This window comes from Flagellimonas sp. (assembly GCF_965601775.1).
Taxonomy (GTDB): domain Bacteria; phylum Bacteroidota; class Bacteroidia; order Flavobacteriales; family Flavobacteriaceae; genus Flagellimonas.
In genome coordinates this window covers 1,791,595-1,815,037 of record NZ_OZ271837.1, presented here as the reverse complement: position 1 = coordinate 1,815,037, position 23,443 = coordinate 1,791,595, and the positions used below count along the sequence as shown (strand labels likewise).

The following is a 23,443-nucleotide window of genomic DNA, read 5'->3' as shown; positions in this document are numbered from 1 at the left end:
AATGCTAGTTTTGAATAAGTCCTTGACCTTCAATCCATGGAGCTCCTGCTGATTTCAATTCAGACTCCAAGCTCGGAATTGTGCCATTTACAAAGGCGTTCAACTCTTTCTTAACGTCCTGCAATTGGTTTTTCGCTCTTTGGAATGCATTCTTAAGATTTCCAGTGGGACCATAGGTATTTCTCAAAGTAACAAAACCAATAAACGAGCCATTTTCCGGAGAAGGAACATTCCTTTCCCCGACTTCGTTTTTAGCTGCACTGCCTTTCATCACCGACTTAAGCTGTATTAAGGATGATTTGGCACTGTGTATTTTTGAATTAAGACTGGGTGTCGGTTGCTTGGCTTGACCCAAGGCACGATGCATGGCATCCAGTTTCATCAAACTTTTTTCCAAAACGGTATTTGTGGCTTTCAAATCTTGTTGGAATGCTTGGAAATCACTTCTGAACGCATCTATCTCACCAACCGGTTTAGGTGGTAATGCTCCTTCAAATAATCGTTTAACCTCAAAGCCTTGGGTATCTGATAACTTGGTCATTGTCCCATCCACATTTTGGTACAGCTCCACAGAATAGTTCCCCGGTATCACTCTAAATGGAGAACCAAAAAAGTTGTCATTATCTCCTTTGGGTCTTTTTAAAGGAACACCGGTCCTATCAGCATAGGTAAGATTCCATGCTACCCTGTTGAATCCTTTTTTATTGGTTCCAGGAACCGTATTCACCGCATTTCCATCACTATCTTTTACGACAAGTAAAATAGCTGGTTTATCCTGGTTTGTTTCAGTGTCCAGTGCATCCCAACCCGGGAAATTGATATTTGCATTTTGTTTGTTGAGATTCTTTTCACTCTCTTTTCTGACTTCTTTACGGCTTTTCAACTTTTCCGGTAGGTAATAGGTAAAAACAGCACCATATGGTGGGTTTTCAGCAGCATATTCGGTATTTCCTTGACTACCGACCCCGCTTTTCTGGACATACCAGTGCGCAGGTCTAACTTTAAAAAGTGTAGTTTCTTTTGCCGAGGCATCAAAATCACGTAAAGCAGAAATATCATCCAAAACATAAAAGCCTCTTCCGAAGGAAGCTGCAACCAAATCGTCTTCTTCTCTTTGGATGGTAATATCCCTAAAGGAAATGGTGGGTAGTCCGCCGTTTAACTCCATCCAGCTTCCTCCTCCGTTGTTGGACATATAAATACCAAATTCAGTAGCAATAAAGAGTAAATTGGGCCTAATATGATCCTGAACAATACGCCAAGTCAGCAATTCTTTGGGAAGGTTACCATTCATGAGTCGCCAGGACTTGCCCTTATCGGTACTTTTCAACAAATACGGCTTGTAATCTCCTTCTTTATGGTTGTCTAAAACCAAATACACCGTATTGGCATCAAACAAATCTGCACGCACATCGTTGACAAAAGCCCTTTGTGGAACTCCTTTTATGGAACCCAACATGATTTTCCTCCACGAGTTGCCACCGTCTTCGGTTACTTGAAGTATCCCGTCGTCGGTTCCCGCATAAATTAATCCTTCTTGTATCGGCGATTCCGCTAATGAAGTAATGGTATTGTAATTGGACATGGCACCTACATCCCATGGATTATCCCAACTCTGCGTTCTACCCATAATGGGTAAGGCCAACCTTTCCTCATTTCTAGTTAAATCGGAAGAGATAGCTGTCCAGTCATCTCCCCTATTTTCCGATTTCCAAACACGATAAGAAGCGAAATACAAACGTTGCGGATTATGGGGACTAACCAAAATGGGAGCATCCCAATTAAAACGTTCGTGAGGATCGCCTGCTTTAGGTTGGGGTTGCACAAATACAGTTTCTCCCGTAGTTTGGTCTATTCGCCATAGCCATCCCTGCTGAAATTCACCATAGGTAATATCCGGATTCCCGGGTTCTGTTGCTGATTGATGTCCATCAGCCCCCAAAGTTTTCCACCAATCGTGGTTCAATATTCCTTTACTGCTCAGCGTTTGCGATGGCCCTCCATGGGAACCATTATCCTGTGTTCCTCCGTAAATGTTGTAAAATGGTTTCGCATCATCAACGGCAACTTTATAGTATTGTATAATTGGTAAATTGTTGAAATACCTCCAGGTTTTTGTCAAATCATAGGATTCATACAGCCCTCCATCAGTACCAAACAATACATAATCTGGGTCTGATTTTTTGAAGGCCATGGCATGACTGTCGACATGCTTTTTGTCCTCATTCATCCTGGCAAAATTCTTTCCATGGTCATCCGAAATCTGCACATAGTTACTCATCAAATAGAGTTTACCATTTTGATGCGGAGAAGCATACAATTCTTGATAATAATGGGGTCCTGTACCTCCTGAAACCGCATCCGACTGTTTGCTCCATGATGCTCCTTGGTTGTTTGAAATGAACAATCCTCCTTTTTTACGGTCCAATTCGATTGCTGCATATAGGGTTTCATTATCAAAAGGCGAAATGGCCAATCCAATTTTTCCCAAATTGGATTTTGGAATCCCGTTGGTCAGTTTTGTCCAAGTTTCTCCCCCATCCGTACTTTTATGAAGCCCAGAACCTGGTCCTCCTCCCATATAGGCAGCAACAGTACGGTGTCTGTCCCAAGTAGCAGCATAAAGTACATCCGGGTTGGTAAAGTCGATTACCAAATCGGTGACCCCCGTCCACTCAGAATCTCCAAGGGTCCTATTCCATGTCTTACCGCCGTCGGTAGATTTATAAAGTCCACGCTCCCCTCCCTTACTCCATAATGGCCCTTGGGATGCCACCCAAATCACATCTGAATTGTTGGGATGCACAATTATTTTGGATAGGTGCTCAGAATTTTTAAGCCCCATGTTCTTCCATGTTTTTCCTTCATTATGGCTGACATAGACGCCATCTCCAAAACCAACATGACGTCCTCCTACATTTTCCCCAGTTCCAACCCAAATGGTACTGGGATTATTCGGGTCAATAGTCACACATCCAATGGAATACACACTTTGCTTATCGAAAATTGGTTTCCAAGTGGTTCCCGCATTGACAGTTTTCCAAACACCACCAGAACCAACAGCAACATACCAAATGCTTTCATTTTCTGGATGGATGGCAATATCAGCAATACGACCAGAAGTAAGAGCTGGTCCCAGACTTCTAAACTCCAGCCCTTTAAAGGTTGTGGAATCCGGTCGCTGAGCGGTTAAATTGCCAGTTAAAAAAAGAATGAAAACGGGAAAGACGAAGGTCTTTAGGAGACATTTCATGAGCGTTAGTTTTGGTTGAATTAGTCCAGAGCAAGATACTCAAAAGCAATCCAGAAATATCTAAAGGAAATGTGAAATATATCCATTCAATTTAGTATAAATGCAACTCTAGGGTTGCGTATTAAAAATATATGCTTATATTTGCAACCATATAGTTGCATAATAATCTAAAATAAACGAACAGTCATGAAAGATGTAATTACAAAAACACAGGTTCTGAATCATCCCATAAACAAAGTCTGGGATGCGATTTCAAAAGCAGAAGAATTATCCACTTGGTTTATAGCTGCCGATTTCAAGGCGGAAGTAGGATACCACTACACTTTTACTTCTGACGAGAAAGAAGGGTGTGAACCTATTTTGGGTGTGGTTCAAAAAGCCGACCCCTATACCCTAATTTATACTTGGGAAGTTAAAGGTACCCAAGTGGAAACCACTGTGAAATGGGAACTAGAGGATTTAGGTGGAAAAACCAAATTGTATTTGGAACATTCAGGAATCTCCCAATATGCTGGAGAAACTGCGATAAAGATGTATTCCGATTTCAATGGAGGTTGGGATAACTGTATTTCCTTGCTCGATGACTATCTAATCAAGGCGGTACATGCAGAGTAGGATTACGAAGATATTAAAGGCCATTGCAGACCCTACGAGGCGTGAAATTTTTCATGCCTTGGTGGTCGCGGCCACCGCCATGCCCATTACTCAGATTTCCGGTCAATTTGAAATGAGCCGTCAAGGCATTACTAAACATTTGAAGACCTTGGAAGATGCTGGATTGGTGTCAATTCAAACAAAAGGGCGCGAACGTTTTTGCATTGCTGACCCAATACCCCTTCAGGAAGTTAACCACTGGCTTAAGTTTTATGAGCAATTTTGGGATGATGCTTTACGCAATTTGAACACCTATTTGGATAACAAGTCCTAAAGATTTTCATGCGGCCTTAATAGATTCTTCTATCACAAAGTCATGTAATCTCTCCAATGCTTTTTCCGTGTTTTTTTTGAGTACAGGTTTTACAAAAAGATTGGCGAAAAGTCTCTTTGCTGGTGAGTTGATATGCCAATAGATTTCAGATTTTAATTGGGACTCTGTATCGGAGATTGGAGTAATGATAAAAAACTGATTGAGTTCATCCAAAAAAGGCGCATCCGAAGTCACTTCGCCATAAACTAGTTCATTATCCTCTGCGTCAGTTATCACGGTTGAGAAATTTAAATCCTTGCCGTCAATAACACAGGTATGTTTTGTTCCTATTCGTGTTATTTCATTTTCATTGAATTCAAAATTGTCAACACCTTTTACCCAATTTGATCGGTAGGAATAGTTTGAAATATATTCCATCAAATTTTCGGCAGCAATCGGAAAAGTCTTTTCCAACAAAATGTTTGGAGGTCTGTTGAAACTAACTCTTGTAGGTTCCTCCAAGGAGGGTAGTGAAAGTTGTTCCCTATCAATCAATGAATATAGATATTCCAAATCCTTGTCATCATAACTATCTGAGCCTTGCCTGAATCGAAATAGTTTGCTTGAATAATAGGGTGACAACTGGATTTCAAGAGCCAACGACCTACTAATCAATGTATAATTATCACTTTCTACAGAATTTTTCAGCAGCCGATGCGCTTCAATCACCTTTTCCCCAAAAGGTTTTCGGGTACCATGCACTTCTATATGACTTAAATCTCCTGTATGGGCGATAATCTTAAGTTGAAGGTTAGGTGCCGTAGCACAGGCGTTACAAGGACAAATACGGTATTTTTCCAACCTTTGAAGATGACTGTAAAATGCCGTGAACATAGTTTCTATCTGGGCCAAAAGATTTTCTTGGGATGGGACTTCATCCTGTTTATAGAAAAAAAGGGCATCTCCTTCAATTTCTGCCAACTGTAGTTTTTGGGTATTGGCATTGATAAGTACCTCAAGCAATTCGGAAATTACATGTTGACTATGCTCAATTTCAGTGGTTTGAATGAATTTGGTATAGCCTGAAATATCAGGAATAAAGAGTAAGGATTTAGCCATTTATTGATTGATAGTTGTATGAAATATGTCAAAAGTTTCACAAAAACCTTACATAATTGAAATATGAATATGTTACTTCATTTCCTCGAGAATTTGTTTGAATCCCAAGGCTACGCCGTTGGTCCATCCAAAACCATCTTGGGTTTCATACTCTCCCCCACCGGAAAGCAGAGATAAGTCTTCCACATTGTATTTTTCCATCATCTTTCCTGTATTCTTGAATACTTTTTCATTAAGCGCCAACCATCGACTCATGATGTCTTTAGCTTCCTCGTCATATCCGTAATTCAACAAACCCTTTACAGCAATCCATTGTAATGGAGCCCATCCATTTGGTGCATCCCATTGTTGCTCTGAGTGCTCTAAAGTGGTCACCAACCCACCGTCTTTTAAGAACTTCTCTATTAGAATGTCTTTGGTCTTTTCTGCCTGTTCCTCGGTAGCCAATCCAAAATACAAAGGAAAAGCTCCCGCTAAAGTCAGTTCTGGTGTTGAAGTGGATTTTATAAAATTATAGTCCTGAAAAAAACCGTTTTCTTCATTCCAAAAGAATTGTTGGACACTTGATTTTCGAGTATTTGCTTTTTCAATAAAAACCTGTGCTTCTTGGGATTCTCCATTTAATTCATGGGCTCTAGCAATGGTTTTTTCCATAAAATACATAAGGCAGTTCAAATCTACGGGAAGAATACTAGTAGTTTCTGTGGTACTGAACTCTCCTTTGGTCCCAAACCATCTGGAACTAAAGTCCCATCCCGAGGCAGCTGCTGCACGTAAATGATTCAGCAACGCCGGTTTATCAGATTGAGGGACTTCACTAGCCAAATGCAAGTCTTCCTTGTACGCCTCAGGTCTTGGAGTAAATCCTTTATCCCAAAAACGATTCAATATTGTTTCTCCAATTTTTACGACATGTTGGTCCGCCTGTGCATTTTCATTTTCTCCTGTAGTGGCCATCCAAAAGTTATATTCCTTTTTGAGCTGTGGCAAATAGTTGGCAAGCTGGGAGCTGTCTTTTCTGCTGACAGCATCCACCATTAAGGCATAAAATGGGGGTTGACTCCTTGTTTTATAATAATCCCGGGTTCCATTGGGTATAAATCCGATGGTGTCTATTAAAAAACTGAAATTATCCACCATGGCCTTTGCCAAGTCATCTTTTCCTGCAACCAGAAGACCTTCAAGAGTAAAATAACTATCCCAATAATAGATTTCCTGGAATCTTCCTCCGGGAACAACGTATTTATAAGGTAAGGCGATTCTAGAAGAAAACGGAACAACTTCATCTGGACCACGAGTCAGTTTGTCCCACATAGTATTGATATGTTCATACATGGTTTTGGTAGTATCCGTTTGGAATTCCAAGGCGGTCATAGAATGGTCTTCAAAATTATTTGAAACAAACGTTTTCAAATCAAAACCTTCACCGTCCTTCTCCGCTAAATATTTTGCTTCAAGGATTTCAATTTCTTCCTTGGGCACTAAATCGACAAAAGTTTTGGAGTCCTTAAATACGGCAGCTAACTGCACATCCTTAAATAGCTGGGATTCATATAGTGAAATGTTTGAAGTTGTGGGTTCATTTTGTTTGCAACCAATCAACAAAAACAAGACAACCCAAAAAGGAATCCATTTTTTCATACCGTACCAAAGTTTAGAATATGCCTAAATATACGGGTATTCCCTAAAAGACAAAGTAGCGGGTTAGACAATGATTCGTATCTTCAAGTTATGATTCAACCTCGAATTCTAAGGGACAAGGTGAAGTCTCACTTGTTGGAACAAATCCAGCAGGGGAAACTACAAATTGGAAAGACTATCAATTTGGCAGCAGTGGCCCGTGAAACGGGAATCAGTGTTACCCCTGTTCGTGAAGCGTTGAGTCAATTGGAGCATGCTCGAATCGTGCAGGCTATTCCCAATAGAGGTTTTATTATACGTCCTTTAGGAACCTTGGAGGCCAGACACCTTTATGAAACGGTTTCGCAGTTGGAAGTAATGGCTTTGGAAAACACACCATTTACAGAAGAATATATCCAAGAATTGCGAAACTATTTTATGAATATGGAGACCAAGAATTCCATCACAGCTCGATTTGAGTTTCATAAACTTTTGCTTCATAACTGCGCCAACCCTATTCTCCTTCAGATTCTTGATGATTTGAAGGCAAGACTTTATTTCTACGAACAAATACTTCCTGAAAGTGCTGTGATTGACCATCAGATGGAAACCCAAAATGATGCCATTTTGAACGCCATTGAAGAAAATAATATTCCTACGGCTGCGCTAATCCTAAAAATGCATTGGATGACTGTACTGGAACGTGTTCAAAATCAGTTCACAACAGACTAATTTTGAAAAAGAGGCGTTTAAACAATAAACTACGTTAGATGCAATTTTTGAATAAGGAAATCGCTGCACTGGTAAAGCAAAAGAAAACCAAATCTCTGGTTAAGAAACAAATCTCCTGCGGGATTTTTCAAGATTTGGAGGTAGTAGAATCGACCTCTAAAAAGCCGACTTCGGGCAGATAATCTGTGCAAATAGCCACCAACTTTTGTAGAATCCAAATAGTACTGAATCTTACGGCTTAGTATCCCCTTTCAATCGGATATATGCTTCATAGGTATCCACATCTATTTCTTTTCCCTCACCCGAAATCAATTTTGTGGTGGGTAAATGGTCTTGAATAATCCCTTTAGCCCCATAATCGCCTTGTAAAGCTTGAAGTTCAGGAAACAAGGTACTATCAAAAATGGCAGGTACCCCACTTCTTTGGTTTCCATAATCGGTTGCAACGATATGGATATTTTTATTTTCAAGAAAAGTATTTTGAAGTTTTTGAAAATGTTCGGAATCCATTAATGGCTGGTCTGGAACCAAAATGAAAATCGCGTCCGGTTCTTTCCCACCTTGGAGGATTTGACTTATACCAAATGATATGGAAGACCCCATTCCTATTTCCCATTTAGGATTACTATGGGATATCGTGTCTTTGGGTAAAGCCTCTCTAATTTCATCTGCATAGGCACCCAATACTATATGTACTTTATCAACCAAAGGTGAAATCTGATGTATAGCGTTTTCCAATAGGTTAGAATCGCCCCAGGGTAACAATTGCTTAATTCGATTCGGCATTCGCTTGGAAGCTCCGGCGGCTAAAACGAGGGCGGAAATGTTCTTTGGCATGAATCAGCTATGGATTTTACCCAGTTTCTCCTTCAGAAGTTGGGGTTCTGTTTCCCGTATTACAGCCAAAATCTCGGAAATTATGGAAATTGCTATTTCCTGTGGAGTTTCAGCACCAATATCGAGGCCCGCCGGTCCGTGAATTGAATCTAAAAACTCTTCAGAGATGTCAGGATGTCTTTCCAAAAGCTCATCGAAAAGCTTCTCTCTTCTTCGCATAGGGCCCAAAAGCCCTAAGTACGAGTACTTTTTGTTCTTCAACGCCAATAGATACCCCAAATCCTTCACAAAACTATGGGTCATCAAAACCACGGCAGTTTGCGCATCTAAAGCGACATCCAAATTTTCTGGTTCTTGTTGGAGAAAACTATGTACTCCTGGAAAATGGCTTGCTGTTTTTTTCTCGCGTGGATTTGCCACCACAGTTACCTCCCACCCCATCAGACTTGCCAATTGACATAGCTGTACTGCATCATGTTCAGCGCCAATGATAATCAATTGAAAGCATGGTGAAAGTCTTTGTTCAAACGTTTCCATATCTGATTTTACAATCTGGGAATTCAATGGAAGTTCACTATCATCAATACTAAAGAGGGACCCATAACTTTTATTTTGCGAATGCTCTTTCTTGAAATAAGATTTAATGGAAAAAGAGTTTCGATTTTTTACCGTTTTCCAAAATGCCTCTAAAAGTTGTGTATCTGGTTGAAACGGCTCAAGTAAAATGTATAGGATGCCCTCACAGCCTAAGCGATATCTCCCATCGTAGACCATCACTTTGGCGACTCCTTCCAGAAAAACGGATTCAGCTTGACGTAGCACTTCTTTTTCCACACATCCTCCGCTTACTGCCCCAATCATTTTACCATTTTCCAGTAACAACATCCGGACTCCTGGTCTTCGATAGGAAGAACCCTCTAGAGCCACCACCGATGCTAATACGGATTTAATTCCTTCAGCTTTAGCTGCTTCAAAACCTTTGAATATACTCTTAAGCTCGTGGGTCATCCTATATCACGTTTCTGGTCGGAATAAACAAAGCCTGGTCTCCCTTTTTTAGGCTACTTTTTGGTGCAAGTTGGACAAATCCATCCACTTTGGAGAGACCGATAACATCTCCAGAACCTGTGGTTTTCATTTCCCGTGCCACCAATGTGCTGTTTTCCAAATTCACCTTGACCCCTTTAAAAAAGGTAAGGTCCGTTTTGTTTTCTATAGCTTCCTTTAAAAATACAGTAAAAGCTGGGTTATCTGTTCCCAAAGTTTTGTTAAGCCAAGATTTGAAATAGATGGAATAATTGACAAAAGTTGAAACGGGATTTCCTGGAAAAGCAAAAATCAAAGTATTATAGTCCTTGTGGATACCGAACCAAAAGGGTTTGCCAGGGCGCTGCAAAACCTTATGAAACACTTTTTCTACGCCCAATTCATCAAATACCTCTGGTAAAAAATCATACTTTCCTTTAGAAACTCCCCCACTTAAAATAAGTACGTCTTGTTGCTGGATTTGTTCCTTCAGCTTTTTTGCAAGGATTTCCTTGTCATCTACAAGATGGAAGTTATAAGATAAAATCCCCTCTTTTTTTAACAAACTTCGTAGGGAATAGCTGTTTGACTTTCTGATTTGATACGGTAAAGGAATCTGGTCCACATCCACCAATTCGTCCCCTGTAGAAACTATGGCAACCTTGGGATTGGTTTTTACCAAAACCTCGTACTTTCCCACGGAAGCCAACACTCCGATTTCTGCAGCTGAAAGTTTAATCCCCGGTTCGAGTAAGGTTGTACCTTTTTCAAAATCACTGGCCTGGAAATGAATGTTCTGTCCTGGGCTAGCATCTTCATTAAGTATAAACGCATCACCTACCCTTTCCAAGTGTTCATACATGATGATGGTATCCGCATTGTTGGGCAATATGGCGCCTGTCATAATTTCGATACAATCCTTATGATTCTCTAAATTCAATTGAGGCGAGCCAGCTGGTGCCATGCCTTTAATATGGAGCTGTTTCAGCCCTTCTTCAAGCGCTTTGGAGTTTATGGCGATTCCATCCCTAGTGGACCGATTGAAAGGGGGAAAATCCCTATCAGCTAAAACAGGTTCTGCCAAAACCCGATTATCCGCTTGTGAAAAGGGTATTATTTCAGTACCATAATCCTGTGTATGCTCCAATACATACTTTAACGCTTCTTCAAATGCAATCATAGTGCGATGGTTGATTACTGGATGAACCAATTATTGGGTAAGAATCCTTAGTTTATTCATCCCCCCCAATATATGATAAAAAGAAAGTTTTGGATGGGTTTCTTGAAGTTGTTTTACGGCCAGTTCGCTTCTTTTTCCTGATTGACAAATCACATAGATGGGTTCTTTGCTTTCCAATACGGTATTAGGCAATTCCAGCTCCTGCAATGGAATGTTCAAGGCTTCTGGTAAATGGTCTTGATAAAACTCCTTAGATGTTCTCACGTCCAAAACAACAAGCGAGCCGGTCAACCTTTTTTGAGAAAAATCTTTTGCTGAAATGGATGGTACAACACTACAATCGGGAGTTTGATAAGTTTCCTGCAGTTGACGTATTTTTTGATGTTCAGGGTTGGTTTGAAAAGCTATCTTTAAATAATTTTGACTCAATCCATCAAAAACCAACAACTTACCGGAAAGTACCTCCCCAATTCCAGTTACAAGTTTTACCACTTCCAAAGCTTGAAGATTTCCAATGATTCCTGGAATTACTCCCAAAACCCCGTTTTCATCACAGTTAGGGATTTCTTCCATAGAAGGCATTTCGGGATATAAACATCTATAGGTTGGGCCGTTTTGATAATTAAAAACGCTCACATGACCTTCAAAACCATGTAGTGCACCATAAACAAAAGGTTTATTTAATATCACGCAAGCATCGTTAATCAAATAGCGTGTAGGGAAATTATCCGTAGCATCCAGAACTACATCATATTTAGCGATGACATCCAGAGCATTGTCTTTGGTCAAAAAAGTATCATGGGCAATAAAGGTTGTTTGCGAATTCTGCGATTGCAGTCTCTGCAGTGTCACAGTTAATTTGGCTTGTCCAACATCTGCCTCGGTGTAAAGAACCTGACGCTGCAAGTTGTGATAGTCCACAGTATCCTGGTCCATTAACCCCAAGGTTCCCACCCCCATGGCGTTTAAATATTGTAAGGCCGGCAAGCCCAAACCCCCTAATCCAACGACCAAAACCTTCGCCTTGGACAACTTTTGTTGTCCTTCTGGGCCAAAATCCGCTAAACCGGTTTGTCGGGTATATCTATCCATGATGCAATTTACTCAAACGGTTCTTTGCCTGTTCAAAATCTTCTTGCGAGTTGGCATTGAAAAGGACTTCATCCGACATCGGATACACTTGGGCTATATCCGAATTCAATAAAAATTCTTTTGGGCCCGAGTTTACCTTGGTTTGAAGATAGACTTTGGCGCTTTCCAATCCTTTTGGTTCCCAAATGGTAATCAAGGGCTCGGGTATGTTAGTTGTTTTAGAAGTTAGGGAAGTTGCGCTTTTATCTGGATTTCTATGGGTAACCAAGGTTTTTATGGATTCCATGTCCAGAAATGGCAAGTCACAGGCCAACACCAACCAAGCTACTGCGGGATGCGCTTCATGTGCACTCAAAATACCATTAAATGGACCCTTGTATTTGTTTTGGTCCACTATGACTTTAAAGTCTTTTTCACTTGATGGGACTTGGTCTTGTCTTATGCTTAAGAAAGTGGAATCACATACTTCTCTCAACAAATCATAGGTGCGTTTTTGTTGCGAATTCTTGTGGTATTTAAGAAGGTGTTTTTCAGAACCCATTCGAGTGCTCCTACCGCCAATTAAAACCAAGCCATATAGTTTGGGTTTGTGATTCATGGGTTCAACAAGTTGATTCAACCTCCAATAGAAGTCATGGAATTATCAAAAATGGTCTTGGCATGTTCTTCTTGAGCTTCAAAACCTGTTTTGGCCCGAGAACCTATAGCGTCCACAATCGCCGAACTCATCCGGTCATCCTTTTCGGTGGTTCGCACAATGTCTCTGAGGTTTGCCTTTGGTTTACCATACAAACAGGTTATCACATCACCTGTAGCCGTCACCCTAAGTCGGTTGCAGGAACCGCAGAAAGTGCGGCTAAACGATGGGATAATACCGAAGGTGCCTTCATGACCCTCAATTTTATAATTGATTGATGTAGAAGTGGCAGGAGATTTCATCTTTTTGAAATCATATGTGCCAGCGATATGGTCCAAAATGGCTTTATAATTCCATTTTATGGTTGAAAAGTTCTTTGAACCTCCATTAAAAGGCATCTCTTCCAAAAAGCGAACGGAAACCTTATGATGTTTCATTACATCCAGAATAGGCAAAATGTCCTGCTCGTTTTGACCCTCCAAAACAATGAAATTGATACGCACATTAAATCCTTCGGTAATTAAACAGATTAGGTTGTTATGAACAATATCAAATTGTTTTCTACGGGTAATCCGCTCAAAAGTTTCCCGATTTATGGAATCTAAACTTACGTTGATGTTCCTAATACCTAACTCCTTTAATTCATCAATGTGTGGACCAATTAAAGTGGCGTTGGTAGTGACAGAAATATCATTAAGCCCTTCCATCTGTGATAAACTTCGTAACAAAACCATTAAATCCTTTCGCACAAAAGGCTCACCTCCAGTTATGCGAATTTTATCAATTCCCAGATTTACAAGCGCTTTGCTAACCCGCTCCAATTCAGAAATGCTCAGTAGCTTTTCGTTCTTTACGAAATTTATTCCCTCAGAAGGCATACAGTAATTGCACCGCAGGTTACACCGGTCCGTCACTGCCAATCGCAAATAGTTGATTGTTCTTCCGTGATTATCTATTAATGCCATACTTCAAAATCCGTTTGAAAGATACAAAACCCGCTTGTCATCCCCCACTTACCGGGGGAATCAAAGCGATTTCATCGTATGAATTAATGATTTGTTCGTCATCGGCATAGGCATTGTTAACAGCCACCGCCAAGGATGACAATTTATTGAGCTCAGGATACGTTTCTCCCAAAAATTGTTTTAATTCTTTTACCGTATTGGGAATCTTCTTTCCCGTAAAGGTGGTGGTAGGTACCGATAAAGTGGAACTACCCACAATATCTTTGGTCACCCCAAATAAAAGTATCGTCATAATGTCAGCCAATAATCTCCTTCTCAGGAACTTTTAATAACTCTGGCGTTTTGGTGAAAGGTTGAACATATAGTCTATTTCCGGTAGCTGCCTTCAGGGCGTTGGCAACGGCTCCTCCCGCGGGAGGTAATGTTGGCTCTCCCAATCCGGTTGGAGAATATTCGTTCTCCATCAGATAGGTTTCCACAACAGGAGCTTCCTTCATTCGTATCATGCGATATCTGTCAAAGTTATTGGCTGTAGGTTTTCCATCAGCAAAGGCGAGTTCACCAAACATGGAGTGTCCTACCCCGTCGATTACCCCACCTTCTATCTGATTCATAGCCCCCAAAGGATTGACCACAATACCGCAATCTACAACGCAGGTAATCTTTTTAACCACAGGATTTCCATTTTCAATCTCAACATCAGCAACTTCGGCAACATGGGTGTTATGGCAATAATAGTTCACAAACCCTTGATATACGTTGCTGGGTTTTGTGCCCCATCCTGATTTTTCAACCGCCATTTTGATGACTTCTTTCATTCGGTCTGGGGAATATTGGATACGTTCGTCTTCTTCTGGTTTCACCTTATCCAATAGATCTAGCCGCAACTGAATTTTATCCACCTCCATCATTTCAGCCAGCTCATCAAAGAAACTTTGTTCTGCAAAAGCCAAGAAATTGGTATATGGGGCACGCCATGCACCTGTAGTAATGTTACTCTTGTAATTTGCAACATCAACTTGATAGTTTTCTATGGCGCCTGCTGGAAAAAAGTTTGGAATCAAACCATACATATTATCATTAACAGCAGCCTCCTTCAAATGATACGCCGTTACTTTACCATCTTTTACCCCTGCTTTGATTCTATATTTAATGGCCATACGGTAAATACCGTCTTCCATATCATCCTCACGGGTGTACACTACTTTGACAGGCTTGTTTATGGTCTGGGATATTTCTGCAGCTTCAATTACAAAGTCTCCATACAATCTTCTTCCAAAGCCACCGCCCATACGGGTCATTTCTAGAAGGATGTCTTTTTCATCCCTACCTAACATTTTTGCCACGAGACCTGCTTTCCATGCCGGAGTTTGAATTGGCCCCACTAGATGTACTTTTTCAGCGGTAACATCCGCATAGAAATTCATGGGTTCCATACAATTGTGCGGTAGGAAAGGGGATTCGTAGGTGCGCTCCAATATTTCATCCGCTTCTGCGAAAGCCTTTTTAATGTTCCCATCTGAACGCATGGTATTGAATTTATTCCCATCCAATAGGTCCGTGAGAATTTTGTTATGCTGTTCCGTGCTTTCCATTGGAGTATCCTCTTCCCAAGTTGCCTTAATGGCTTCTTTGGCCTTAAATGCTTGCCAAGTTGTTTTCGCAACTACAACTACTTTGTCACTCGAAGATATCTTGCTGGAAAAACTAGGGTCTTCAGCCAATAAACCACGAACTTTTTCGCCAATGGTAACCACATCTATCACCCCAGGCATATTTCTTGCCTCCGTATCATCGTAGGAAACCAATTTGTGTCCAAAACTTGGAGGTCTAACTACAGCCGCGTAGACCATCCCATCTGTTTTGTAATCCAGACCAAACAAGGGCTTCCCTGTAGCAATCTTTTCGATGTCCACATTGCCGGCATTGTTGCCCATGATTTTATAATCCCTGGGCTTTTTCAATTCTACTTCTTCGGGAACTTCCAAAAGCGCGGCTTCCTTCACCACATCTCCGTATCCCAAAGTTTCGCCAGCGGCATTTGAAATTACCCCTTCACTTACGGAACATTCAGAGGGGTCAACACCCCAGCGGGCTGCTGCGGCACTTACCAACATATGTTTGGCTTTGGCCCCGGTCTGTCGCAAGGCGTCCCAACCGTGACGAATGGATTGACTCCCTCCTGCCACTTGACGGGTATAATTTTCAGTATCCAGTATACCTTGTTCCACATATACATCCTTCCAAGCTACATCCAGTTCTTCTGCGATAATCATGGGCATAGAGGTTTTAATCCCCTGTCCGATTTCCGGGTTGGGTGAAAAAATGGTAACGGCACCATTATCCGCAATGCGAATAAAGGCGTTGAAGTCATTATAGTCCAGACTGGCAAGGTCAATCGCAGGTTCTGCGATTACTTTGGGCTTACATGAATTAAGAAGATTGAAACCTATAATCATTCCTCCACCTGCCAATGAAGAATTTCTCAAGAATGCTCTTCTACTTAAAGCGTTCGATTTATTTGATGACATTTTTTTGTTTTTGTAGTGATTGGTAGGAAATCGTTAATCCATGTTCTCTGCAGCTTTCATAACCGCAGTTTTAATTCGAGAATAAGAAGCACAGCGACAAATGTTACCGTGCATGGCATTTTTAACTTCTTCTTCCGTCGGATTGGGGTTGCTTTCCAAAAAGGCGGAAGCGGTCATTATTTGTCCAGCTTGGCAATATCCGCATTGGGGTACATCCACCTCTTTCCAAGCTTCTTGTACGGGATGTGAACCATCTTCCGATAAACCTTCTATAGTGGTAATGGATTTACCATCCACTTGTGAAAGCGTTAGAGAACAACTGCGCATTGCTGTTCCATCCACATGAACGGTACACGCCCCACACTGTCCTATTCCACAACCATATTTGGTGCCCACAAGCTCCAAATGGTCGCGCAATACCCACAATAAAGGGGTGTCTTCAGAAACATCAACAGTTTGGGATGCTCCGTTTACTTTGAGTTGATACGTTGGCATAGTTTTTTGAATTGAGTGATTTCAAATGAATTGCATTTGAAGTTACCAAAAATTGATTGGAAAGCTTTTTTTTTAACAAGAGGGCTTCTTTTTTAACTTTTCTTTAATTCTAAGAGTTTAGGAGGAATACACTTTCTGAGAAAATTTGACGTTCAGCAATTAGAACTAAATGTAAAGAAAATGAAAAACCTCATAAGCTCTCTATTCCCCATTTTAGCCCTTGTTTTATTTATTTCCTGCGGAAACGCGGATGATGATGTCAATTTTGACATCAACCAAAGGGAACTGGGACAAGGTGAAAACCCTGACGCATGTTTGGGCTTTGACGAAAACGAACTTTTGTTATCTATACAGAATCAGACCACTTCGCTTCCTGGAAAGGTATCCATACTTTTTAAAGTATCCGAAACCAATGGAAATCCTATTTCAGGGCTTACTGCGGACCAGTTCACCATTTATGAGCAGGGAAGGAATGATGATTGCTTTAATACCATTTCAGCCTCAGAATCCCTAGCGAGAATTTCTCCCAACTCCCAGGTGTTTAATAATAGTACGCTATTGGTCCTTGATTTAAGCAACAGTGTTTTACAAGGAAGTTTGGATGAACTGAAAACTGCTGCGAGCAGTTTCGTAGAAAATGTTATCCCAACTCCCGAAACAGAGTCTTTTCAGATGGCCATTTATTGGTTTGATGGTGAAGACGAATTGCATTTACTCAATCCTCTGACTACTTCCGCAGAAGAACTGACCACTTCGATTAACGAAATTACGGAAGATATCAGCAACGACCCTTCAACGGATTTATATGGAGCCGTTATCAAATCGACAGATATAGCGGAAGACTTGGTTGAAACCAATGGTACAAATTCCATTGTTCGGGCAGCATCCGTAGTCTTATTTACCGATGGAACGGACCAAGCTTCACGATTCACAGAACAAGCTGCACTTCGTGCTGTAAATGATGCGAATCCGAATATCTCCTTCTTTACCATTGGTTTGGGTGCCGAAATCGATGTGGATGTGCTAAGTGATATTGGTAAAACCGCAAGTGTGTTTGCGGGGAATAAGGAAGAACTGGAAGCCACGTTCAATCAAATCTCACAACGGGTATCAGAGCAAGCAAACAGCTTTTATCTCTTCGAATATTGTACTCCAAAACGGGATGGCAGTGGAGAAAACAATTTGGTCATTCAATTGACGGATGGTGGTCTTCAAGGTGCGGTTCAAACGAAATTTAGGGCTGATGGCTTTACCGGGGGATGCGAATAACAAATTGTATTTAAGATTCACAAAAAAATGGGGCGGTTAGGCCCCATTTTTTTATTCAAGGTCGTATGTGCTATCTCAAAAGCATTTTTTTGGTGTCAATCCAAGTTCCATCTGCGACAAGGGCATAGAGGTAAATGCCGGGTTGCAAACCAAATCCGCTGAGTCTTACACTGCCCTCTCCTCTTTCTGAAATAGGGATATTTCGTATCTGGGTCCCTTGCATATTGTATAGAATGAGTTCTGCAGTTCCCACTTCTCGAGGGATAAAGAAAGCTATTTCTGTTTCCCCACTAAACGGATTGGGTACATTTTGAAACAATTCGGCGGGCATGGAGGTATTCATGTCATCGGTTGAAGAAGAACCTGAAGATTGGGAAGAAGCAGTATCTCCATTTTTTAAATCTCTAATTTCTTCCTGCAGGTTCTCAATCATAGCCTGCTGTTCTTTTAATGCTTCTACCAATACAGGAATAATGCCGGTATAGTTCAATGATTTATACCCCTCTTTATTTGTGCTAACTAGGTTTGGAAACACTTCTTCCACATCTTGCGCAGTGAAACCATATTCCATGGTATCGCCAAACTTCATATCCGGAAACTCATTTTTGCGCATATAATAACTGACCCCATCAATTTCCTTGATTTTGTCCAAAGAAGATTCCAATTTTTGGATGTCCTTCTTAAAACGGGCGTCGGATACATCAAAAATGCTTCCCGTATAATGAATTGTCCCTTTTACGTCTAGCTCGGTATCAGGGTGTTTGGTTCCTACTCCAACCCAACCATCAAAATAATTTTGGTCCTCTCCATCAACATAGACTCCATAGGTAGGCTTCCCAGCACTACCAACAACCGAGATATCCAAAGCTTTGATTTCGCCACCGCCATCAAGGTCGCTTGTCATGCTTATTTGTTGTCCAATTCTATCCCCAAAGCCTTCTCCAGCTACTTGAATCTGACTACCTACAACAAATTTGGAAGTGCTCGAGGTGATTGTGGCTATTTCTCCAAATACAACCCCATTATCCGCTTCATGGGTCACTTGGTTATGAATCCCGATGGATTGGTCGGTACTGTTGGTAATCATAGCTTGCCGAAAACCAAGCCTATTACTTGTTCTTGCTTCTAATCTATAGTCCGTGTTAAAGGTTCCGATACTCACATTTCCATCTGTGTAACGCAAATCGTCTCCGTTTTTAATCCAATGCGAATCTACTTCGCCCCCGCCCCCCTGCGGTTCCTGCCAGGAAGCTAGTCCATTGGCGTCGGAAGTCAATACTTTGCCTTCACCCGGGTTACCTCCTTGAATTTTTACGGTTCCGGCTACATCAAGGCTCGTAGAGGGATATGTAACGCCAATCCCGACATTACCACTGAAATAATTGTATTCTTCATTTGCCGTGTACACACCATATACTCCACCATCAGCTGTTGTTCCAAAGCTGGCTGTGGAATACAATCCAATAATCCTGTTGCCCTCAACTTGACAATTCATATCCGCCCAAACTCCTACACGTTGACTTTGTCCGTCACTAATGACATGAGACTTAAATCCCACTAAGGATGCATTTGGACTCCCGTCAACAAGACGTGCCACAAGTGGTGATGCGTCGCTACGCACTTCTAATTTAGTGGGAGAAGCGAAGTAATCATCTCCTATGTGGACATATCCATCATTGAACGTTTGATTTCCAAATTGTTGCCACTGCCCAAAGGACATATGGGCACATAAGATGCACAATAGGGTCAGTCCCCAGGTTAAATACATTTTTTTAGTAGTTTTTTTTCTCATGGTTAATCATTTAAGAGTTAGATATATCGCTATTGTTTTAAAATGCTTTGTATTCAGATTACAAAACAGCGGAATGTCTAATTTTTGAGAGGGTTGGTAAGTCATGGATTGATGAATTCGGGTTTTCAGTTGATGAATTTGCGTAATGGTATGGGATTAGTAGCGGTTTTCCCACAGGCAGAACACCTTGGATTTTGGAAATTACAGTATTGGTGCAATGGAAAAAATAGACGCTTGAGAAACGCAAGTAGGGTTTTTGGCCCGAAAGTTGTTTACTTATTAAACGACAAACCTCTTACATCCTAAACTACGTTACTCAAGTTTAACTCAAAAAAATTGCTATGGATGTAATTAAAGAAATAATCGATAAAAGCGCCGCAGGTGCTTTAGATAGAGGACTTAAAGCCCTAGTGCTTTCCATTTTTGCCTCAATTGTGTGTACCCTTTTTGGAATGTTGGTGGTGCTACTTCGATATGGTAGCGAAATGAACATTCAGTTTGGATACTAACGGTAAATTAAGGCATTCCCAAATTTTTGATTCTCCAAGGGCTTGGATAAATCCAAAAGGAATCCGTTGATTACTGCTTGAGTGATTTCACCTTCTTTTTCGAGAAAAAAGGTCGGGTTTTGGCCAGGAGTGAGCTTAAATTCTGGTAGTTTAAAGCTTTGTGACACCATGTGCATTGGTAATTTAATAAAAGGCAATGGGGGAAGAAGTTGAGACTCTATATAAGCGTATCCAGCTTTCCAAGGATTTTCTTCTTCAGACCAAGTTATAGCAGAATTGTACTCTATACTGGACGGAGCGGTTTTCGGAGGAACAAGGGTGAAGCCGCTAGCGTCAAAAGTCTCATAGCCATAAAAGGTTGATAAATCCCCTTGGTCTATAATGGTACTTTTATAATAAAAGTCCTCGTGACCCTTAGTATCAATTTCCTGGCGACGAATCCCTAAATCCAAAATATAGTCCTTACCTAAGAGATTATAGGTCACATTTTTGATTTTGAGGTCAAACAGTTTCCGGTCGTTTCTAGGAATTTTTTCATAGTCTTCAATGGGAATGTTTTTATAACTCTTTTGGGCAATAGTATATAATGCTGATACCATGGAAACGTAGTTCAATTTGCGTATTTCCTGTTTTTCCACGTCGTTGGTATATCCTCCAGATTCAATTAATATCAAACTCGTACCCCATTTGGAAATGTTATCCCCAAAAGCACGGGGTTCAAATTCATCGCTATATCGACCTACCTGTCCAGGTGCATACTTTTGAATGATATTGTTCATAAACACAATCACTTTCATCGCGTTGGCTCGGGTTTCATTGATATCCTTTTCGTAATTATAGGCCGTGGCCAAATAGGAAATGGTGGCAGGCTTTTCCGTTAAGTAAGCATTGTAGTAGGTGCTTTGGTCGTGCAGATTAAAGCCAAAATCAGCATCCAGACTATCTCGAATTCTTTTCAGCACCCGACTTTCAGGTGATTGGAGTCGTAAGGCATCTCTATTAATGTCGACGCCCAAGGCATTTCGTCTTTGATATACTTCTGCCCCATCTGGATTGAGCATCGGTAGAAAGTGAAGCTTGGTGTTGGTTAAAATCTCGACCTTTTCTTTTTCAAAGCCTGGGGCATCCAAAAAATTAAGAATATCAAAAATGGCTTGGGTGGCAGTTGGCTCATCGCCATGCATTTGTGACCAAAGAAAAATGTTTTCGTCCCCGGAACCTATACTTATTAAATGCAAATCGCGTCCCTCAATGGACTCCCCTACTTTTTGGACTTCAAATTTGGGATTGTCAGCAAAGCGCTGAATAAGAGGTTGAATTTGTTTATGCTTAATCCTTCGCTTGGTTAAAGTCGGTTCTTTATACTCCGAATAGGTGTCATACAGACTGGAGGTTATATCGTTCTGGGCATTGGAGCCAAAAAAGGAAAATGAAACTACAAGGAATACTAAAACTGATTTCATAGTTTATTTTGTTGGAACTGGTTTGAAATTGAATTCCCTTGTAGCCCTTCGAACTTTACGCATAAATTCAGGGCCTGGGTCTGTTTTTTCGGTGCGATAACCCTCATCTATCTCTAACCATAAAGGATGCCCTTCAAAATTAGTGTACTCATAATGTCCGATAAGGTATTCAATATCATATTTTGAGGCCAAATAGTTGACTAACCATATGTTCGCTTTCACTTGTTTTCTGGTTAAAGGGGTTTCCTTCGTTCCTCCTACGTTTTCAATTCCAATAGCGCAGTGGTTTAGCCCTATCACATGTCTAGCCATAGTGGTCTCGGGCATCAAACGAAAAATTTTTCCATCTTGGTCCACTAAAAAATGAGAGGACACATTCAAAGCACTTGCCGTTTGAATTTCAGGGCGAAAATTAGGCAGCATCGAATTTCTAAAGGCTCCGAACGATTTTGTAAAGCTTGGAATAGCGGTCCAATGGAGAACAATCATCTTGGGAACAATGTCAGGAGAATCCTGATTTAGGTTATACCGTTGTTGTAAATATTCCTTGGTAAGCTCTATCCGTTGGTTATCAAACACAATGGGTTTATCCACCACTTCCATTTGCGTAGTACACGAACTAAGGATGACAATTAAAAAAGAAACAAAAAAGTAGCGCTTCATCTTTTAGGGGTTTGTTCGGAAACAGTATCCAAAGGTATGGCATAGCAAATATCGATTTTCTGTTTCCCCCATTCTCGTGCTTTTTTAATATCCAGTCCCATGTAAATATCGATTCGATTACGCCATCTTCGGTTCATTTTGTCCTTAACGTAGAAAGTATCCGGCCAGCTACCAATTTTAACCATGGTATTGTGGGTTAATCCCATTTTTAATAAATCTCTGGATACTGCAATACTTTTCATTCCAGGTTTTAAGGTATCTCCCCACGCCGCAATATTGGGATTTTCTGCCGTGGTTTGCCAAGACACCGAATTATAGGCAGAAGCCGTAACCTCCAAAGCACGCCATACATGTGTGGGCTTTTCTGGGGAAGGCTTTTGTTGACAACAAGCCAGCACTACCAATATCAAAAGGAGCTTTTTCAAATCAACTTAAATAGTATTACTTGGGTATGGGCACATAACTGGAGTCATCTGCCATCATGGGAAAGGACCAATCCTTCCAAGCATTTTTGGCGCTTTCTATTTTTTCTTTGCTACTGGAAACGAAGTTCCAATAGATATGTCTTTCTTCAGGAAAAGCTTCCCCTCCGAATAATAAAAGATGGGAGTTGGGTTGTAAAGTTACCTTGCAGGTGTCCTCTACTTTGGATACCAAAATATTTCCTTTTTCTATTTGCTGTTCGCAAGCTGTAATTCCGCCTTCCACTATACAAATACCTATTTCTCCCTTCAAGCTATTTTGAATATCCAACACATACTCACTTTCATTTTTAATCTCAACCATAAAAAGCGGTGTGTACACAGGAACCGGGGATTTTTTTCCATACCCTTCCCCGGCTACCAGGGTAAACTCGGTAGCTCCATCCTTCCATTTTGGGAGTTCTTCCGACGGAATATGATGAAATTCGGGGGCCATTTCCTCCAATTCTTTGGGAAGGGCAATCCAAATCTGATAACCATGAGCTGTAAATACTTTTCCATTACGCAAATCTTTAGGAGTTCTTTCCGTGTGGCTTACCCCCTTTCCTGCTGTCATCCAGTTGACCGAGCCTGGACTAATCCGTTGCTTCGTGCCCATGCTGTCTTCATGCATAATTTCACCTTCCAGCATATACGTTAAAGTAGACAGGCCGATATGGGGATGCTGGTCCACATCCATATATTTTTTGGGTCCTAATTGAGTGGGCCCCATATGGTCGATGAAGATGAAGGGGCCTATCATGCGCTTTTTCCGAAAGGGAATCAAACGACCGACTAAAAAGTCGCCAATATCCCGACTTCGTTCTTCAATGATCATTCCTAGGTTGGACATGCGGTAAATTTTTATATTTAGTTCCTGAAAGTTACAACA

At 41.0% G+C, this 23,443-nt stretch carries 23 protein-coding genes; 6 read left to right on the top strand and 17 right to left on the bottom strand.

What is annotated here, in order from left to right:
- Positions 1-4 precede the first annotated feature (4 nt).
- Positions 5-3,253 carry a WD40/YVTN/BNR-like repeat-containing protein gene (locus ACSLUF_RS08375; RefSeq protein WP_435625659.1) on the bottom strand — a complete coding sequence of 1,083 codons (3,249 nt, stop codon included), beginning with the start codon at positions 3,251-3,253 and terminating at the stop codon, positions 5-7.
- A 186-nt stretch (positions 3,254-3,439) separates the two neighbouring features.
- On the opposite strand from ACSLUF_RS08375, the gene ACSLUF_RS08370 reads away from it, so the two are divergent.
- Both ACSLUF_RS08370 and ACSLUF_RS08365 read left to right on the top strand, forming a co-directional pair.
- A complete protein-coding gene (locus tag ACSLUF_RS08370; RefSeq protein WP_435625658.1) occupies positions 3,440-3,868 on the top strand; it encodes an SRPBCC family protein in 429 nt (142 codons plus the stop codon).
- On the top strand, positions 3,858-4,181 hold the full coding sequence (locus ACSLUF_RS08365; protein WP_435625657.1) for an ArsR/SmtB family transcription factor: 324 nt from the start codon (positions 3,858-3,860) through the stop codon (positions 4,179-4,181). Before ACSLUF_RS08370 ends, ACSLUF_RS08365 begins: the two co-directional genes overlap by 11 nt.
- Before the next feature lie 6 nt (positions 4,182-4,187).
- On the opposite strand, the gene ACSLUF_RS08360 is transcribed toward ACSLUF_RS08365, so the two are convergent.
- Positions 4,188-5,279, bottom strand: a complete 1,092-nt coding sequence (locus ACSLUF_RS08360; RefSeq protein WP_435625656.1) for a DUF2652 domain-containing protein — start codon at positions 5,277-5,279, stop codon at positions 4,188-4,190.
- Between the two features lie 72 nt (positions 5,280-5,351).
- Positions 5,352-6,920 carry an alpha,alpha-trehalase TreF gene (gene treF, locus ACSLUF_RS08355; protein ID WP_435625655.1) on the bottom strand — a complete coding sequence of 523 codons (1,569 nt, stop codon included), beginning with the start codon at positions 6,918-6,920 and terminating at the stop codon, positions 5,352-5,354.
- A gap of 90 nt (positions 6,921-7,010) precedes the next feature.
- Between treF and ACSLUF_RS08350 the strand changes: the two genes are divergently transcribed.
- Both ACSLUF_RS08350 and ACSLUF_RS08345 read left to right on the top strand, forming a co-directional pair.
- Complete coding sequence (locus tag ACSLUF_RS08350) at positions 7,011-7,631, top strand: GntR family transcriptional regulator (RefSeq protein ID WP_435625654.1); 621 nt, start codon at positions 7,011-7,013, stop codon at positions 7,629-7,631.
- A gap of 38 nt (positions 7,632-7,669) precedes the next feature.
- Entirely contained in the window at positions 7,670-7,813 is a 144-nt protein-coding gene (locus ACSLUF_RS08345) for a hypothetical protein (RefSeq protein WP_435625653.1), read from the top strand.
- 49 nt (positions 7,814-7,862) lie between these two features.
- Here the strand turns inward: ACSLUF_RS08345 and ACSLUF_RS08340 are convergent, their stop codons facing one another.
- The 9 genes from ACSLUF_RS08340 to ACSLUF_RS08300 are packed head-to-tail and all read right to left on the bottom strand — an operon-like array spanning position 7,863 to position 16,394.
- Positions 7,863-8,468 carry a nucleotidyltransferase family protein gene (locus ACSLUF_RS08340; RefSeq protein WP_435625652.1) on the bottom strand — a complete coding sequence of 202 codons (606 nt, stop codon included), beginning with the start codon at positions 8,466-8,468 and terminating at the stop codon, positions 7,863-7,865.
- Positions 8,469-8,471: 3 nt separating this feature from the next.
- Positions 8,472-9,476 carry an XdhC family protein gene (locus ACSLUF_RS08335; RefSeq protein ID WP_435625651.1) on the bottom strand — a complete coding sequence of 335 codons (1,005 nt, stop codon included), beginning with the start codon at positions 9,474-9,476 and terminating at the stop codon, positions 8,472-8,474.
- Position 9,477: 1 nt separating this feature from the next.
- Positions 9,478-10,674: a molybdopterin molybdotransferase MoeA gene (locus ACSLUF_RS08330; RefSeq protein ID WP_435625650.1), complete on the bottom strand. Its 1,197-nt coding sequence runs from the start codon at positions 10,672-10,674 to the stop codon at positions 9,478-9,480.
- Positions 10,675-10,704: 30 nt separating this feature from the next.
- A complete protein-coding gene (locus ACSLUF_RS08325; protein ID WP_435625649.1) occupies positions 10,705-11,766 on the bottom strand; it encodes a ThiF family adenylyltransferase in 1,062 nt (353 codons plus the stop codon).
- Complete coding sequence (locus tag ACSLUF_RS08320; RefSeq protein WP_435625648.1) at positions 11,759-12,364, bottom strand: NTP transferase domain-containing protein; 606 nt, start codon at positions 12,362-12,364, stop codon at positions 11,759-11,761. The genes ACSLUF_RS08325 and ACSLUF_RS08320 overlap by 8 nt, the downstream gene beginning before the upstream one ends.
- A 17-nt stretch (positions 12,365-12,381) precedes the next feature.
- On the bottom strand, positions 12,382-13,368 hold the full coding sequence (moaA, locus tag ACSLUF_RS08315; RefSeq protein ID WP_435625647.1) for a GTP 3',8-cyclase MoaA: 987 nt from the start codon (positions 13,366-13,368) through the stop codon (positions 12,382-12,384).
- A 37-nt stretch (positions 13,369-13,405) separates the two neighbouring features.
- Complete coding sequence (locus ACSLUF_RS08310) at positions 13,406-13,660, bottom strand: MoaD/ThiS family protein (protein WP_435625646.1); 255 nt, start codon at positions 13,658-13,660, stop codon at positions 13,406-13,408.
- A 4-nt stretch (positions 13,661-13,664) separates the two neighbouring features.
- Entirely contained in the window at positions 13,665-15,899 is a 2,235-nt protein-coding gene (locus ACSLUF_RS08305) for a molybdopterin cofactor-binding domain-containing protein (protein ID WP_435625645.1), read from the bottom strand.
- A 33-nt stretch (positions 15,900-15,932) separates the two neighbouring features.
- A complete protein-coding gene (locus tag ACSLUF_RS08300) occupies positions 15,933-16,394 on the bottom strand; it encodes a (2Fe-2S)-binding protein (RefSeq protein WP_435625644.1) in 462 nt (153 codons plus the stop codon).
- 180 nt (positions 16,395-16,574) lie between these two features.
- Between ACSLUF_RS08300 and ACSLUF_RS08295 the strand changes: the two genes are divergently transcribed.
- Positions 16,575-17,663, top strand: a complete 1,089-nt coding sequence (locus tag ACSLUF_RS08295; protein ID WP_435625643.1) for a vWA domain-containing protein — start codon at positions 16,575-16,577, stop codon at positions 17,661-17,663.
- Positions 17,664-17,733: 70 nt separating this feature from the next.
- Here the strand turns inward: ACSLUF_RS08295 and ACSLUF_RS08290 are convergent, their stop codons facing one another.
- On the bottom strand, positions 17,734-19,455 hold the full coding sequence (locus tag ACSLUF_RS08290) for a tail fiber domain-containing protein (protein WP_435625642.1): 1,722 nt from the start codon (positions 19,453-19,455) through the stop codon (positions 17,734-17,736).
- 341 nt (positions 19,456-19,796) lie between these two features.
- Between ACSLUF_RS08290 and ACSLUF_RS08285 the strand changes: the two genes are divergently transcribed.
- A complete protein-coding gene (locus ACSLUF_RS08285; RefSeq protein ID WP_435625641.1) occupies positions 19,797-19,964 on the top strand; it encodes a hypothetical protein in 168 nt (55 codons plus the stop codon).
- Here the strand turns inward: ACSLUF_RS08285 and ACSLUF_RS08280 are convergent.
- From ACSLUF_RS08280 to ACSLUF_RS08265, 4 genes are read right to left on the bottom strand one after another with little or no spacing between them, the layout of a single operon-like run.
- Positions 19,961-21,427, bottom strand: coding sequence for a M14 family zinc carboxypeptidase (locus tag ACSLUF_RS08280; RefSeq protein ID WP_435625640.1), 1,467 nt, complete (start codon positions 21,425-21,427; stop codon positions 19,961-19,963). The genes ACSLUF_RS08285 and ACSLUF_RS08280 overlap by 4 nt on opposite strands.
- Before the next feature lie 3 nt (positions 21,428-21,430).
- Positions 21,431-22,090: an N-acetylmuramoyl-L-alanine amidase gene (locus ACSLUF_RS08275; protein WP_435625639.1), complete on the bottom strand. Its 660-nt coding sequence runs from the start codon at positions 22,088-22,090 to the stop codon at positions 21,431-21,433.
- Positions 22,087-22,515 carry a 3D domain-containing protein gene (locus ACSLUF_RS08270; protein WP_435625638.1) on the bottom strand — a complete coding sequence of 143 codons (429 nt, stop codon included), beginning with the start codon at positions 22,513-22,515 and terminating at the stop codon, positions 22,087-22,089. Before ACSLUF_RS08270 ends, ACSLUF_RS08275 begins: the two co-directional genes overlap by 4 nt.
- Before the next feature lie 16 nt (positions 22,516-22,531).
- Positions 22,532-23,404, bottom strand: coding sequence for a pirin family protein (locus ACSLUF_RS08265; RefSeq protein WP_435625637.1), 873 nt, complete (start codon positions 23,402-23,404; stop codon positions 22,532-22,534).
- Positions 23,405-23,443 lie beyond the last annotated feature (39 nt).

What these genes read in the sequence shown, in the direction of transcription:
- ACSLUF_RS08290 (WP_435625642.1), bottom strand. Translation starts at nt 19,455, where the DNA reads ATGAGAAAAAAAACTACTAAAAAAATGTATTTAACCTGGGGACTGACC.
- moaA (WP_435625647.1), bottom strand. Translation starts at nt 13,368, where the DNA reads ATGGCATTAATAGATAATCACGGAAGAACAATCAACTATTTGCGATTG.
- ACSLUF_RS08335 (WP_435625651.1), bottom strand. Translation starts at nt 9,476, where the DNA reads ATGACCCACGAGCTTAAGAGTATATTCAAAGGTTTTGAAGCAGCTAAA.
- ACSLUF_RS08370 (WP_435625658.1), top strand. Translation starts at nt 3,440, where the DNA reads ATGAAAGATGTAATTACAAAAACACAGGTTCTGAATCATCCCATAAAC.
- ACSLUF_RS08320 (WP_435625648.1), bottom strand. Translation starts at nt 12,364, where the DNA reads ATGAATCACAAACCCAAACTATATGGCTTGGTTTTAATTGGCGGTAGG.
- ACSLUF_RS08300 (WP_435625644.1), bottom strand. Translation starts at nt 16,394, where the DNA reads ATGCCAACGTATCAACTCAAAGTAAACGGAGCATCCCAAACTGTTGAT.
- ACSLUF_RS08275 (WP_435625639.1), bottom strand. Translation starts at nt 22,090, where the DNA reads ATGAAGCGCTACTTTTTTGTTTCTTTTTTAATTGTCATCCTTAGTTCG.
- ACSLUF_RS08305 (WP_435625645.1), bottom strand. Translation starts at nt 15,899, where the DNA reads ATGTCATCAAATAAATCGAACGCTTTAAGTAGAAGAGCATTCTTGAGA.
- ACSLUF_RS08295 (WP_435625643.1), top strand. Translation starts at nt 16,575, where the DNA reads ATGAAAAACCTCATAAGCTCTCTATTCCCCATTTTAGCCCTTGTTTTA.
- ACSLUF_RS08345 (WP_435625653.1), top strand. Translation starts at nt 7,670, where the DNA reads ATGCAATTTTTGAATAAGGAAATCGCTGCACTGGTAAAGCAAAAGAAA.
- ACSLUF_RS08265 (WP_435625637.1), bottom strand. Translation starts at nt 23,404, where the DNA reads ATGTCCAACCTAGGAATGATCATTGAAGAACGAAGTCGGGATATTGGC.
- ACSLUF_RS08360 (WP_435625656.1), bottom strand. Translation starts at nt 5,279, where the DNA reads ATGGCTAAATCCTTACTCTTTATTCCTGATATTTCAGGCTATACCAAA.
- treF (WP_435625655.1), bottom strand. Translation starts at nt 6,920, where the DNA reads ATGAAAAAATGGATTCCTTTTTGGGTTGTCTTGTTTTTGTTGATTGGT.
- ACSLUF_RS08330 (WP_435625650.1), bottom strand. Translation starts at nt 10,674, where the DNA reads ATGATTGCATTTGAAGAAGCGTTAAAGTATGTATTGGAGCATACACAG.
- ACSLUF_RS08325 (WP_435625649.1), bottom strand. Translation starts at nt 11,766, where the DNA reads ATGGATAGATATACCCGACAAACCGGTTTAGCGGATTTTGGCCCAGAA.
- ACSLUF_RS08285 (WP_435625641.1), top strand. Translation starts at nt 19,797, where the DNA reads ATGGATGTAATTAAAGAAATAATCGATAAAAGCGCCGCAGGTGCTTTA.
- ACSLUF_RS08350 (WP_435625654.1), top strand. Translation starts at nt 7,011, where the DNA reads ATGATTCAACCTCGAATTCTAAGGGACAAGGTGAAGTCTCACTTGTTG.
- ACSLUF_RS08340 (WP_435625652.1), bottom strand. Translation starts at nt 8,468, where the DNA reads ATGCCAAAGAACATTTCCGCCCTCGTTTTAGCCGCCGGAGCTTCCAAG.
- ACSLUF_RS08365 (WP_435625657.1), top strand. Translation starts at nt 3,858, where the DNA reads ATGCAGAGTAGGATTACGAAGATATTAAAGGCCATTGCAGACCCTACG.
- ACSLUF_RS08280 (WP_435625640.1), bottom strand. Translation starts at nt 21,427, where the DNA reads ATGAAATCAGTTTTAGTATTCCTTGTAGTTTCATTTTCCTTTTTTGGC.
- ACSLUF_RS08375 (WP_435625659.1), bottom strand. Translation starts at nt 3,253, where the DNA reads ATGAAATGTCTCCTAAAGACCTTCGTCTTTCCCGTTTTCATTCTTTTT.
- ACSLUF_RS08310 (WP_435625646.1), bottom strand. Translation starts at nt 13,660, where the DNA reads ATGACGATACTTTTATTTGGGGTGACCAAAGATATTGTGGGTAGTTCC.